Origin of the sequence: Brachybacterium tyrofermentans, from assembly GCF_014897585.1 — a bacterium.
In the GTDB taxonomy this organism is placed as follows: Bacteria; Actinomycetota; Actinomycetes; order Actinomycetales; family Dermabacteraceae; genus Brachybacterium; species Brachybacterium tyrofermentans.
In genome coordinates, this window is the sequence record NZ_JABUXW010000012.1 from 19,397 (window position 1) to 32,765 (window position 13,369).

Annotated in this window: 11 protein-coding genes; 4 read left to right on the forward strand and 7 right to left on the reverse strand. The window is 69.6% G+C overall.

Going from position 1 to position 13,369, the window contains the following annotated elements; genetic code table 11:
- Nucleotides 1-40: 40 nt before the first annotated feature.
- Entirely contained in the window at nucleotides 41-1,012 is a 972-nt protein-coding gene (locus INT49_RS10200; RefSeq protein WP_193117635.1) for a 3-hydroxyacyl-CoA dehydrogenase family protein, read from the reverse strand.
- A gap of 566 nt (nucleotides 1,013-1,578) precedes the next feature.
- Here INT49_RS10200 and INT49_RS10205 point away from each other — a divergent pair.
- Complete coding sequence (locus INT49_RS10205) at nucleotides 1,579-3,063, forward strand: Nramp family divalent metal transporter (RefSeq protein WP_193117636.1); 1,485 nt, start codon at nucleotides 1,579-1,581, stop codon at nucleotides 3,061-3,063.
- On the forward strand, nucleotides 3,060-3,602 hold the full coding sequence (locus INT49_RS10210) for a hypothetical protein (protein ID WP_193117637.1): 543 nt from the start codon (nucleotides 3,060-3,062) through the stop codon (nucleotides 3,600-3,602). The genes INT49_RS10205 and INT49_RS10210 overlap by 4 nt, the downstream gene beginning before the upstream one ends.
- Before the next feature lie 108 nt (nucleotides 3,603-3,710).
- On the opposite strand, the gene INT49_RS10215 is transcribed toward INT49_RS10210, so the two are convergent.
- From INT49_RS10215 to INT49_RS10225, 3 genes are all read right to left on the reverse strand, one after another.
- Complete coding sequence (locus tag INT49_RS10215; protein ID WP_193117638.1) at nucleotides 3,711-4,562, reverse strand: fumarylacetoacetate hydrolase family protein; 852 nt, start codon at nucleotides 4,560-4,562, stop codon at nucleotides 3,711-3,713.
- A 249-nt stretch (nucleotides 4,563-4,811) separates the two neighbouring features.
- Nucleotides 4,812-5,996, reverse strand: a complete 1,185-nt coding sequence (rhmD, locus tag INT49_RS10220; protein WP_193117639.1) for an L-rhamnonate dehydratase — start codon at nucleotides 5,994-5,996, stop codon at nucleotides 4,812-4,814.
- A complete protein-coding gene (locus INT49_RS10225) occupies nucleotides 5,993-7,090 on the reverse strand; it encodes a zinc-dependent alcohol dehydrogenase (RefSeq protein WP_193117640.1) in 1,098 nt (365 codons plus the stop codon). The genes rhmD and INT49_RS10225 overlap by 4 nt, the downstream gene beginning before the upstream one ends.
- A gap of 454 nt (nucleotides 7,091-7,544) precedes the next feature.
- Between INT49_RS10225 and INT49_RS10230 the strand changes: the two genes are divergently transcribed.
- On the forward strand, nucleotides 7,545-8,306 hold the full coding sequence (locus tag INT49_RS10230; protein WP_193117641.1) for an SDR family NAD(P)-dependent oxidoreductase: 762 nt from the start codon (nucleotides 7,545-7,547) through the stop codon (nucleotides 8,304-8,306).
- A gap of 291 nt (nucleotides 8,307-8,597) precedes the next feature.
- Here INT49_RS10230 and INT49_RS10235 read toward each other — a convergent pair whose 3' ends face one another.
- From INT49_RS10235 to INT49_RS10245, 3 genes are read right to left on the reverse strand one after another with little or no spacing between them, the layout of a single operon-like run.
- Nucleotides 8,598-10,166 (reverse strand): tripartite tricarboxylate transporter permease, encoded by a 1,569-nt coding sequence (locus INT49_RS10235; RefSeq protein WP_193117642.1) that lies wholly within the window; start codon nucleotides 10,164-10,166, stop codon nucleotides 8,598-8,600.
- Nucleotide 10,167: 1 nt separating this feature from the next.
- Nucleotides 10,168-10,800 (reverse strand): tripartite tricarboxylate transporter TctB family protein, encoded by a 633-nt coding sequence (locus tag INT49_RS10240; RefSeq protein WP_193117643.1) that lies wholly within the window; start codon nucleotides 10,798-10,800, stop codon nucleotides 10,168-10,170.
- Complete coding sequence (locus INT49_RS10245) at nucleotides 10,797-11,891, reverse strand: tripartite tricarboxylate transporter substrate binding protein (RefSeq protein ID WP_193117644.1); 1,095 nt, start codon at nucleotides 11,889-11,891, stop codon at nucleotides 10,797-10,799. Before INT49_RS10245 ends, INT49_RS10240 begins: the two co-directional genes overlap by 4 nt.
- A 329-nt stretch (nucleotides 11,892-12,220) precedes the next feature.
- Between INT49_RS10245 and INT49_RS10250 the strand changes: the two genes are divergently transcribed.
- Nucleotides 12,221-13,237, forward strand: a complete 1,017-nt coding sequence (locus tag INT49_RS10250) for a LysR family transcriptional regulator (RefSeq protein WP_193117645.1) — start codon at nucleotides 12,221-12,223, stop codon at nucleotides 13,235-13,237.
- Nucleotides 13,238-13,369: the final 132 nt, after the last annotated feature.

The window sequence follows — 13,369 nt, forward strand, 5'->3', positions numbered from 1 at the left end:
TCGGCGGGCAGGTCCCGGCCGACGGGGATCTCCCCGAGGGTCACTCCGCCGTCGGCGTGGCCTTCGGGGCCGGGCCGAGCTCGGCGAGGAGCTGCGACATCTTCGCGTAGGCCTTGTTGCGGTAGGCGATCAGCTCCGCGGAGGTGCTCTCGTCGTAGTCGCCGAGCAGGCCCTTGCCGTTCTTGACGCCCTTGCGATCCGCCGCGACGGAGTCGGTGAGGATCTGCGGGGTCGCGAGGCGGTCGCCGAAGGCGTTCTCGAAGGTCACGAAGCAGTTCGCGTAGATGTCGAGCCCGGCCTGGTCGGCGATCGCGAACGGGCCGAAGAAGCCCAGGCGGAAGCCGAAGGTGGTGCGCACGATGGTGTCGACGTCCTCGGCGGTCGCCACGCCCTCCTCGACCACCGCGGTGGCCTCCTTCAGCAGCGCGTACTGGAGGCGGTTGAGCACCATGCCGGGGGTGTCGGCGACCTGGGCGCCCTGGTTGCCGGACTTCTCCAGCAGCTCCTTGACGGCGGCGACCGCCTCGGGGGTGGTGTCCTTGCCGGCGACCAGCTCGACGCCCGGGATGAAGGGAGCCGGATTGGAGAAGTGGACGGTGAGGAACCGCTCGGGGTTCGTCACAGCGCTCTCGAGCTCGCTGACCGGGATCGTCGAGGTGTTGGTGCCGATGATCGCGTCGGGGCGGGCGTGCTGCGAGATCTTCCCGAGCACGTCGCGCTTGACGTCGATCCGCTCGAAGACGGCCTCCTCGATGAAGTCGACGTCGGCGACGGCCTCTTCGATGGTCTTGCCCGCGGAGATGTTCTTCGCCACGAGGTCGGCGCTGCCGGGGGCGTAGAGGCCCTGCTCCTCGAAGTCGCGCGCTTCCTTCTGGAGGCGCTCGAGGGAGGCGTTGGCGTTGTCGACGCTCACGTCGGCGATGGTCACGTCGAAGCCGGCCATGGCGAGGACCTGGGCGATGCCGCCACCCATGTAGCCGGCGCCGACGATGGTCACGGTGGAGATGGTCATGCGGAGGACTCCTTCGTCGAGGGGCGCCGATCGGGGGGCCGACGCCATGATGCCTGCGCGCAGGGAGCGGTGGCCGCCCGAGCGCTGCGCGATACCCCGAGCATAGCGATCCTATTGGATTCCTGCTAGATCGACGCCCCCACCCACGGGTGCATCTCCCAGGGTGACCACGGGTCCGCTCCGGACCCGATCCAGCTCCGACACCGACCGCTCTCCCGCCGATGACCACCGAGTAGCCCGGCACCTGCACCGATCCGCCGCACCTGGCAAATCTCCTGCGCATCGCGTGGACTGCGGCCCTGACTGTCGGCGGCGCGGACCGTCGGTTCACCTCGAATCGACGATCCTGTAGGAACTGGTTGACAGGAGGGTCGCCACCGACCTACCGTCAGCGACAACGTGAGTGAGGTCTCACCGTGAGCTCCCCCAGAGTACCGCGAGGGGCGCACCGCCCTCCGTCCGAGAACGACCTCGAGACGGCCCCGCGGGACTCGAGACCTCCGCGCCATCCCCGCCCGCCTCCGCGAGCATCCCCTCCCCCGCCTCGCCCAAGGAGCACCAAAGACATGACCACAGGACAGCCCGAGCAGCTGGGCCTCGAGGAGCTCCGGTTCCCCGACGCCGACCCTCGGCTCAAGAAGTGGAGCTTCGGGAACCTCATCGCGTTCACCGGGCCCGGCATGATCCTCGCCTCCGTGACCATCGGCAACGGCGAGATCTTCTCCGCCTCACGCGGCGGTGCCGTGTTCGGGACGGTGATCATCTGGACCTTCGTGCTCTGCGCGATCATGAAGGCCGCGATCGTCTACTCCGGCGGCCGCTACATCGTGCTCACCGGCGAGCACCCCTTCCAGCGCTGGGCGCAGATCATCCCCGGCCCGAAGAACTGGCTGGCGCTGCTGCTCGGCGTGCTCGCCGTGGTCTGCTTCCCCTCCTGGGCGGTGGCCTACTTCAAGGGCCTCGGCCAGTGGTCGAACTGGACCTTCCACACCGACATCGACCCCATGGTCTGGGGCATGTTCTGGGGCATCGTCGGCTTCGCCACGGTGTTCCTGCGCAGCTTCAAGATCGTCGAGAACTTCCAGACCGTCGTCGTCGGCCTGATGATCGTCTTCGCGTTCGTGGCCGTCATCGTCTCCAACCCGCCGTGGGCCGACGCGTTCAAGGGCCTGATCCCGAGCGTGCCCAGCGAATATCCCGCCTGGGTGCGCGACGGCTTCCCCGACGTCGCCTCGCGCCCGATCCCGCTGGAGATCATCGCCTACCTCGGCGCCCTCGGCGGCGGCACCTACGACTACATCGGCTACGTCGGCTCGCTGCGCGAGAAGCGCTGGGGCCTGCTGGGCGTCCCCAACCACGCCGAGCTCGAGGAGAAGCTGCGCCGCCTGGACACCGACCAGGCCCGCATCCCCCTGTCGACGGACGCGGAGAACGTCGCGAACGGCCGGGCCTGGCTGCGCGCCGTGAAGCTCGACGTGCTCGCCTCCTTCGTCTCGGTGACGATCCTGGCGCTCACCTTCATCATCCTCGGCGACGTGGTGCTGGGCACCGGCGCCGCAGAGACCGTGCCCGGTGACGACGACATCCTCACCGATCAGGCCTCCTTCTTCTCGATGATCTCGCCGGTCCTGGTGTACCTCTACCAGATCGCGATCTGGGCCGCGTTCTTCGGGTCGCTGCAGGCCCTGTTCTCGACGATCTACCCGTACACCTTCCGCGAGAGCTTCGCCCCGAGCTTCAAGTCCCTGCGGGACCCGAAGAACTGGCAGAAGGTGCGCATCGGCGTGGCCGCGTACACCTTCCTCGGCGCGACGGTGCTGCTGTTCAGCGGCATCAGCTACACCGCGGTGATCTCCTTCGCCGGCATCCTCGGCGGCGTGCTGTCCCTCGGCGTCTGGGGCTTCGCCCAGCTGTGGACCGAGCACAAGGTGCTGCCGCCGGAGTTCCGGATGCACAAGGCGGCGCAGGTCCTCGTGGCCGTCAGCTCGGTCGCGCTGTTCGTCTTCGGCCTCATCGCCCTGGTCCAGTTCTTCCAGAATTTCCTGGGATGAGCAGCCTGAGCACCCCCGCCCGGGACACCCCTGCCACGGGCATCCCCGGCGGGGGCGTCCCGGCCACGGGCACCTCCCCGACCGCCATGAGAGGATCCGGGACCATGCGCACCCCCATCTATCTGATCGCGATCGCCTCGTGCCTCGTGCTCTCGTGGCTGTTCGCCTCGCGGGAGAACTGGATCGGGTTCGCGCTCGTGCTGATCGGGGCGATCGCCTACTCGGCCCGCCTGATCACCGTCTCGCGCACCGAGCGCAAGGCGGCCGTGGAGGCCGCACGCGGCCCGAAGGTGCGCACCTCGGCCGAGCAGGAGGCGCTCACGTCGGAGCTCGGACAGATGCGCGCCGCCTACGAGCGCAACCGACGGGTGATGCTGCTGATCGCGGTGCTCGTCGGCGGCCTGGCCACGGTGGCCTGGGCCTGGAACCCGGCCTTCGCCCTGGCGCTGCTGATCTTCGCGATCCCCGCTCTGGCGCTCGCCTGGCGCAACACCAGGGCCGTGCGCCGGATCGACGAGGGCCTCTCCTCCGCCCGCTGATGCTCCCGCCCCTGTGGTGAGTGTGAGCGCCGAACCGCACGACGCCACAGAGAATCGCCCCGACAGCCAGCTGGCCGTCGGGGCGATTCTCGATGGGCGGGTGCCTGCTCAGCGGCGCTGGACGAACACCGAGCGCTGGTCGCCGAGACCCTCGATGCCGATCTCGACCACGTCACCGTCGCTCAGGTACGGGAAGCGACCGGAGAGGGCCACGCCCTGCGGGGTGCCGGTGTTGATGAGGTCGCCGGGCGAGAGCACCATGTACTGCGAGAGGTGGTGCACCAGCTGCGCCACGGTGAAGACCATGTCGCCGGTGGTGGAGTCCTGGCGGGCCTCGCCGTTCACGCTCGACCACAGCCGCAGGTCCTGCTGCTCGACCTCGGCGGCGGGCACCAGGGCGGGGCCGACGGGGTTGAAGTTCTCGGCGCACTTGCCCTTGGACCACTGGCCGCCGGACTCCGCGATCTGGTAATCGCGCTCGGAGACGTCATGGCTGGTCACGTAGCCCGCGATGACGTCGAGGGCCTCCTGCTCGTCCTTCAGATAGGAGGCGCGCTTCCCGATGACCACGCCCAGCTCGACCTCCCAGTCGACCTTGGTGGCGCCGGGCGGGATCGGGACGTCGTCGTGCGGGCCCACCACGGTGTTGGGATGCTTGAAGAAGACGATCGGGGTCGTCGGTGCGTCGGCCCCGGACTCCGCGGCGTGGGCCGCGTAGTTCTGGCCGATACAGATGACGGCCTCGGGGCGGGCGATGGGGGCACCCACGCGCTCGGACTCCACGTCCTCCCATACCGGCAGCTCGCCGGCCTGCTGTGCGGCGGCGACGCGGGCGATGCCGTCGGCCGCGAGGAAGTCGCCGGTGATGTCGGCGGTGACGTCGTCGAGGCGGTAGGTCACGCCTTCGTGCACGAGGGCGGGCTTCTCCTGGCCGAGGGGGCCGAGTCGTCGCAGTTCCATGGGTCTCTCCTTCGAAGGGGTGGGGTGCAGGTCGAGGTCGCCGATGTCTTCAGGACCGTCAGAGTCGTCAGGAGCGTCGCGGCCGACGAGCACGGAGGGCGTTCGGACCCACTGTGCCAGGCGCCGGATGGTTCCGGTGGTCCCGACCGCGGAGCGATACATCCCATGTCTGAGCGGGTCGAGCGTCGTCGGTCGCGGGTCGGCGCCCGGGCCGACACGAGGTCGGATCCCAGCCGCAGGGCCAGCGGGTCAGTGGGTGTGGGGGCGCTGTCGCGGGATCTCGGGGTTGAACTCGACGCCGAAGCCGGGGGTGTCCGGCACCCGGATCTTCCCGTTCTCCGGCACCGGTTCTCCGAGCAGCATCGGGGAGAACATCGGGACGATCTCCTCGGCGGTCGGGTGCATCATGAGGAACTCGCTGAACGGGCTGTTCGTGCGGGTGATCACGAAGTGGTACGAGTACACGGAGGAGCCATGGGGCACCACCATCGCGCCGTGCGCGTCGGCGAGCGCGGAGATCTTCAGCAGCTCGGTGATGCCGCCGCACCAGCCCACGTCGGGCTGGATGATGTCCGCGCAGCCCATCTCGAGCAGCTGCCGGAAGCCCCAGCGGGTGGCCTCGTGCTCGCCGGTCGTGATGAGCATGCCCTTCGGGACGTTCTTGCGCAGCTGCTGGTAGCCCCAGTAGTCGTCGGGGATGAGCGCCTCCTCGAGCCAGCGCAGCCCGTGCTCGTGCGCCCGGTGCGCGAGCCGCGTCGCGTAGTCGACGTCGAGCGACATCCAGCAGTCGTACATGAGCCAGAAATCGTCGCCGACCTTGTCCCGCATCTCCGCGAGCAGGGCGATGTTCTTCTCCATCCCCTCCTCGCCGTCGGCCGGACCATGATGCAGCGGCATCTTGCCGCCGAGGAAGCCGAGCTGCTGCGCGACATCGGGCCGCGCGCCCGTGGCATACATCGACAGCTCGTCCCGCACCGGCCCGCCGAGCAGGGCGTACACCGGCTCCTGGCGCAGGCGTCCCAGCAGGTCGTAGAGGGCGAGGTCGACGGCGCTGATCGTGTTCAGCACGATGCCGCGGCGCCCGTAGAACAGGGTCGAGCGGTACATCTGGTCCCAGATCCGCTCGATGTCGGTGACCGCCGCGCCCTCGAGGAAGCGCGCGAGGTGCTTCTCGACGATCCAGGCCCCGAGCTCGCCGCCGGTGGAGACCGCGAAGCCGATCGTGCCGTCGTCGGCCTCGAGCTCGACCATCAGCGTGCCCAGCACGTTCAGTCCGAAGGACTGGCGGGAGTCGGCGTACTCGGGGTAGATCGACATGGGCGTGGAGATGTGGTCGTCGATCCAGTGGTCCGCGCCCTGGTCGTGATAGTCGGCGCCGCCGCCGGAGACGGTGTAGGCGCGGACGTGGGCGATGGTGCGCTGATGGGCGCTCATGCGGTGATCCCCTCCTGCGGTGAATCCAGGGGTGAATCCTGGGCTGAACGATCGGAAGTCTCCTGTCCGTCGAAGCGGACCAGGATCTTCCCGGCCGGGCCCTTCCCGGCGGCGAGAGCGGTGAAGGCCTCCTGGGCCTTCTCGGGCGGCACCACGGCGCTGACCAGCGGGGCGACCTCCTCGGCGTGCTCGCCGATCCAGGCAGTGGCGTCGGCGAAGTCCTGAGCCGAGTAGGTGAAGGAGCCCACGACGGTGCGCTCCTCGGTGCTGATCGCGAAGGCCGGCAGCTCGAGGCGGGGAGAGCCCATGCCCACCAGGACCACGCGGCCGCCGAGGGTGGTGGCCGAGAGCGCGTCGGTCATGGTCACGCTGAGGCCGACGGCGTCGATCGCGAGATCGGCCGGGCCGCCCAGCGCCTCGGCGACGAGGTCCGCGGTGGATCCGGTCGACGGGTCCAGCACCTGCGCACCGAGCGAGGCGACCAGCTCGCGGCGTCGCGGATCCATCTCCGACAGCGCGATGTTCTCCACGCCGGCTCGCTTCAGGGCGATCACGACGCTCTGCCCGATCGGTCCACCGCCGATGACCAGCACCTTCTCCTCAGGGGCGGGGCGGCCAAGGCGCACGGCGTGCACGGCGACGGCGAGCGGTTCGACAAGGGCGCCGAGCTCCAGGGGCATCGCCGGGTCCAGCAGCAGCACGTTGCGGGAGGGCACCACCACGTAGTCGGCGAAGGAGGCTTGGATGTCCTGGGCGACGCCGATGACGTGCTTGCCTGGAGCGTGCTGCTCGCGGCCGCGGTACTCCTCGGCCTGCTCCGGAGGGACGACGACCGGGTTGAAGGTGGCCGGCGCCCCGAGAGGCAGGGCCGCGGCATCGACTCCCTCGCCGAGCGCGGCGATCGTGCCGGAGGATTCATGGCCCATCACCTGCCCCGGGACACGGCGGCCGTTGTCGCCGGTGAAGCCATGGAAGTCGGAGCCGCAGATGCCGGTGGTGCACAGGCGCAGCAGCACCTCGCCGGGGCCGGGCTCGGGGCGTGCCGTCTCGACGAGGTCGAGGCGATGGAAGTCGGTCAGGACGAGTGCTCGCACGGGGGCTCCTCCGCGATGGGGTTCGACGCTCAGGAATCGATGCTCAGGAATCGATGCCGACGCGACACAGGACGACGACCCCGGGGAGACCCCGGAGACAGCGGCCCGGAGCACGACTTCGTGCACGACGGGCACCCATTCCGGACGCAGACATCGGATGTTAGTGTCCGGTGGGGATCGGGAGCCGAGGCTCCGGATCACGCCCTTCGGACGCTATCAGCGCTCCGGACGGCAGGACCCGTCCTCGTGATCCGCGTTCCGGGAACCCTCTATCCGATATCCACAATCTCTGCGCGACACCCCTCCCACCAGCGCGAACACCGCCCAGGTGCACCACGACGATCCGTATCGCGAGCAGCTGCGACCCGTGGGCCGCGAAAGCCCAGGTCGGACCATTCCAGCCCACCCCGATCCCCATATCCTGTAGGCACGACCACTCGACGAGGAGCTCACCATGACCGCTGTGACCGAACCAGAATTCGCCGGCCTGAAGGCCATCGTGACCGGCGGCGGCGCCGGCATCGGCGCGGCCACGATCCGTGCGCTGCAGGCCCGCGGCGCGGCCACCGCGGCGCTGGACCTCGACCCGTCGGGCGCACCCGAGGGTGCCCTGCAGATCCAGGTCGACGTCACCGACTCCGCCGCCGTGACGACCGCGGTGGACCGGGCGGCCGCGGAGCTCGGCGGGATCGACATCGTCATCAACAACGCCGGCATCGGTGCCCAGGGACTGGTCGACGCGAACGACGACGCCGAGTGGGCGCGCGTTCTCGACGTCAACGTGGTCTCCGTGGCCCGCGTGACCACCGCAGCCCTCCCCCACCTGCGCAGGTCCCAGGCCGCCGCGGTGGTCAACACCGCCTCGATCGCCTCGATGCTGGGCCTTCCCGAGCGCGTGCTCTACTCCGCCTCCAAGGGCGCCGTGCAGTCGATGACCCTGGCCATGGCCGCGGACTGGGTGGCCGAGGGCATCCGTGTGAACGCCGTGGTGCCCGGCACCGCGAACACCCCGTGGATCGGTCGCCTGCTCGAGAAGGCCGATGATCCCGAGGCCGAGCGCGCCGCACTCAACGCCCGCCAACCCCACGGTCGCCTGGTGGAGCCCGAGGAGGTCGCCGAGGCGCACTGCTACCTCGCCTCCCCGCGCAACCGCTCCACCACCGGCGTGCTGCTCCCCGTCGACGGCGGCATGACGAATCTGCGCACCCGCTCCTGAGCGTCGCGCAGGAGGTACAGCACCAGCCGGCACAGGGCCTCGCCCTGTTGGGAGCCGGCCCGGCGGATCTCCGCATCGTGAGGTTGGCTGAGCGTCGAGAACGCACCACGTGTCGGTGAGGGGCTCCTCAACGACACGTGGTGCACTCTCGAACTCGAATCAGCCGCATCGGCCACTCCCGCCCTGCGCCTGTCGCTACCTGGAAGGGTCGCTGGACGGACGAGTCGTCAGACGGCAGGTCCAGGTCTGCGGCTGATGCACCCTGGTACGGCCGCTCCGCAGACGACGCGATCAGGCCTTCATGTCAGCACCGTCGTCCGCACCTGCGGCCTGGTCCTGCGCGGCCCTGAGGACCGTGGCCCGCTCGGCACGACGGCCCAGCCAGCCCATCATCGGTGCCGAGGCGATCGCGAGGATCACCAGCACGATGAGCACCGCGCTGATCGGCCGCGTGAAGAACTCGGTGAGGTCCCAGTTCGTCTTGATGACCGACTGCATGAAAGTGCGCTCCACGATCGGGCCCAGCACGATGCCGAGCACCACGGGCGCCAGGGGGATGCCGCCCTTCTCGAACAGGTAACCGATCACCCCGAAGATCACCATCAGGCCCACCTCGAGGTAGCCGTTGTTGATGGCGAAGGCACCACAGATCGAGATCGACACGATCAGGCCCATCAGCACCGACCGCGGGATCCGCAGCACGAAGCCCGAGGCCCTGATCAGCAGGAAGCCCAGCGGGAGGAGCAGCAGGTTCGCGATGATGAAGATGATGTACAGGGAGTACAGGGTGTCCGTCTGGTAGAGGAACAGGTCCGGACCAGGGGTGATGCCCTTGACCAGCAGCACGCCGATGAGGATCGCAGTGATGGTGTCGCCGGGGATGCCGAAGGCGAGCGTGGGGACGTACGCCGAGGCGATGCCCGCGTTGTTCGCACTGGAGGCGCCGGAGATGGCCGCGATCCGCTGGTCGTCCGCCGCGTTCTTCCCGGGCCGGATGCGACTGGTGGAGCGGGTGAACGCGTAGGCGATCCAGGCCGCGATGTCGGCCCCCGCACCGGGCAGGGCCCCGACGACGCCGCCGATGATCGAGCCGGAGCCGACGCGACCCTTGTTGCGCCAGATCGCGCGGAAGGTGGGCCGCACCATGCCGGCGCCCTCGATCCGCGGGATGGGCATCGATTCGCCCTTCTTCGCGGTCACGGCCCGGAGCACCTCGGAGAGGCCGAACAGGCCGATCATCGCGGCGATGAAGTCGACACCTCGATACAGCTGCTCGTCCCCGAAGGTGAAGCGCGGGAAGCCGAGCGTCACGTCCAGGCCGACGGTCGAGACCAGCAGACCCACCATCAGGGCGATGCCGCCCTTGAGCTGGGCACCCTTGGAGACGATGACCGCTGCTGTGAGGCCGAGGACGGCCACCCAGAAGTACTCGTAGCTCGTGAAGCGCAGGGCGAACTCCCCGAGGATCGGGGAGACGAAGATCAGCATGATGGAGCCGAACAGGCCGCCGAACACCGAGGCGACGAGCGAGACGCCGAGGCCGAGGGCGCCCTTGCCGTTGCGGGTCAGCGCGAAGGCGTCCTCCGTGTAGGCGGCCGACGACGGGGTGCCGGGTATGCGCAGCAGGGCGCTGGGCACGTCACCGGCGAAGATCGACATCGCGGACATGGTGATGATCGCGGCGATCGCCGGAACCGGGTCCAGGAAGAAGGTGAAGGGCACCAGCAGAGCCGCGGCCAGGGTCGCCGTCATGCCTGGCAGGGACCCGATGACCAGGCCGAACAGAGCGGCCAGGATCATCACCAGGATCGTCGTGGGATCGGCGACCAGTTCGAGGGCGCTTCCGAAATTCTCGATCATGTCAGAACCCCTGGATGAAGCCGTCGGGGAGCTGGACCATCAGGGCCAGCTCGAACATGGACCACAGGCCGAGGGACGCGAGCACGCCCGTCGTCAGCGCCAGCCACCACTTCGCGCGCAGGGACCACACGATCGCGGTGACCAGGATGGCCATGGTGAGCGGGAAGCCGAGGATCTCGGCGAACAGCACGTAGAAGACGATCCCGCCCATGAGGACGGCGCCGTTGATCCAGCGTCGCGCGCCGTCGGAGCCGATGTCCGTGTCCAGCACCGCGACGGTCTCCAGCTCGGAGACGGGGACGTCCCCGTCGGATTCCGGGACCGAGGCCGACGCCAGCGACAGGGAGTCGTCCTCGGGGGAACCGGCGCCCGCGGCGACCGCCGCGAGCTCGGCGTGATGCCGTCGCTCGCGGCGCGCAGCGAGCACACTGGTGAGCGCCAGCAGCGCACCGAACAGGATCAGCAGGCCGCCGATCATCATCGGGAACAGGCCGGGGCCGGGGATCCCTTCGCGGATGTACGGCATGGAGGCGCCGTAGGGGATCACGACGGCCCCGACCGCGACGGAGGCGGCGCTGATCACGAGGTTGCCGCGTGTCGCCCCCGTCGCGCTCATGGTGTCGCCGGCGGTCATTTCGCCAGGCCTGCTTCCTTCATGACCTCGCCCTTCTTGGCGTCGTCCTCTGCCATCAGGGCCTGGAAGTCCTCAGCGTTCGCGTACTTCACACCGAGGCCCGAATCGGTCATGAAGTCGTTGAAGGAGTCGGACTCGGCGATCAGGCCGAGGTGGCACTCGAGCTCCTCCACGACGGTGGCGTCCATGTCCTTGGGGCCGGCGATGCCGCGCCACACCGTCATGGAGTAGTCCGATCCGGTCTGCTCCTGCAGGGTCTCGACGTCCGGGAACGCCGGGTCGCGCTCGGTGCCCATGACGCCGAGCGCCTTGGCGCGGTCCGAGTCGAGCATGGTCTTGGACTCGCCGAGCGCGTTGGTGGTCATGTCGATGCCGCCGGCCACGAGCTCCTGGAGGGCCGGAGCGGCTCCTTCGGAGGGCACGAAGTTCACGGCGTCGACGGGCAGGTCGTTGTCCAGCAGCATGCCCAGGAGCGCGAGGTGCCAGATGCCGCCCTGGCCGGTGCCGGAGGCGGTGACCTCGCCGGGGTGCTCCTCGATGTAGGTCAGGAGCTCCTCGGCGGTCTCCCACTCGGCGTCGGCGGCGACGGTGATGCCGGCGCCGTCCTCGTTCATCTGCGAGATCGCGGTGAGGTCCTCCCCGCTGATGTCGGTCAGGCCCTGGTGGTGCATCATGCCGATCTCCACCGTGACCAGGCCGATCGTCTGACCGTCGGGGGCGGCGTCGACCATCGCCTGGTGGCCCACGACGCCGGATCCGCCGGTGCGGTTGACGACGTTGATGTTGGTGTCCATCTGGGTGGAGAGCTGCTCGCCGATGAGGCGGCCGACGCCGTCGGTGCCACCGCCGGCAGCCCAGGGGACGATCAGCTCGACGGGTCCGCTGGGGTACTCGGCGTTGATGTCGTTGCAGCCCTGGACGGCATTGTCGTCGGCGGCGCCCTCCTCGGCCCCACCGGAGCAGCCGGCGGCCACGAGGGCGAGCGCCGCGGCCCCGGCGATGCCGGAGAGCAGACGGCGGGCGGGCCGACGAGCGGGGTGCTGCGGAACGGATCGGGTGGGGGTGCTGGGGGTCGGAACGGTGCGCGTCATGGCGGACTCCACTTCATCGTGCGGGTCGGGGGATGCGAGGCTCATCGCGAGGATGCGGAACACGTCGGCGAGGGTGAGCCACCTGCACAGCGGTGTGCTGGGGTCAGTCGGCGGATCCTCCTCATCGAGGTGTCTCGAAAACTACCAACGCCAGGGCCCATGACTCCCCTGGCGGCGATCCGCGATCCGAAAATCCTATATACGATATTGGTAAGGTGTGTCACAGAAGGTCCATGACCAGCACCGACGCTGTCACCGGCGATATCCGTCGACATCGGATCGTGACCACGAGATCGCGCCCACCTGACCCACCCGACTCTGGAGGATGCATGCCCCGCGTCGAACAGACCGACTGGCTGGAGACCTTCGTGGCCGTGATCGACCACGGCAGCTTCTCGGCCGCCGCCCGCGCGCTGCACCGCGCCCAATCCCGGGTGAGCACGCACGTCGCCTCCCTCGAGCGCGCGCTCGGCGGCACCCTCGTGGATCGCAGCCACCGCCCCATCGGGCCGACGGAGCTGGGTGTCGCCTTCCTTCCCCATGCCCGGGCCGTGCTCGAGGCCCTCGAACGCGGCGCCGAGGCCGTCGAGCAGCACACCGGCACCCTGCGCGGGCGAGTCGTCATCGGCTGTCACCCCAGCGTGAGCGCTGGTTTCCTGCCCGCGGTCCTGGCCGCCGTGCACGCCGAGCATCCCCTGCTGCGGATCGAGCTCACCGAGCACACCACCCCGGATCTGGTCTCCGGGATCGGCGCCGGGCGCTTTCACATCGCGATCCATTCCCTCGCCGCGGATCCCCCGTCGGACGACCTCCAGAGCGTGCACCTGTGGACCGAGCGCTTCGTGGCGATCGTGCCTCCCGGGCATCCGATCCTCCCGCCCGGTCCTCTCCCCCGTGAGGGGCTGGACCCGCAGACCCTGCTGGCCCATCCCCTCATCGCGGTGGCCCAGCCCGGTGCCGCGGCGGATCCCGATACGGGCAGCGCGCTGCAGGCATGGGGCCTGGAGATCCCGCTGGCCTGGCAGTCCGAGCAGCCGCAGTCGGTGGTGAACCTGGCCCGCGCGGGGCTCGGCGTCGGCGTGCTGAACGCCCTGGCCGCGAGCGTCTCCGACACCTGCGACATGGTCGTGGCCCCGGTGGGCTCCCTCGCCGAGGGTCGAGACGTGGCGGCCACCCGGGACCGCCGGATCGTCTCCTCGCCGAGCGTCGACGTGGTCTACCAGGCGATCCTCGACACGCCGGCGCCTCCTGGCGTCCGGCCGACGGGGCCCCGCTCGGAGCCCGGCCGCGACGCGGGCGCGGCGCAGACATCGGAGCCGACTGCGGGCGGCCTGCGTCGTCCTTGACGGCGCGACAGAAACCATAGATCCTATAGGCCCATCTCCAGCGCTCATCTGCCGAGCCCTCGAGGCCGCCTCGTCGCCGGTACCGGAACCCGGCGCGTCCGGACCACCGCACGACCTCCCGGACGCCCACGA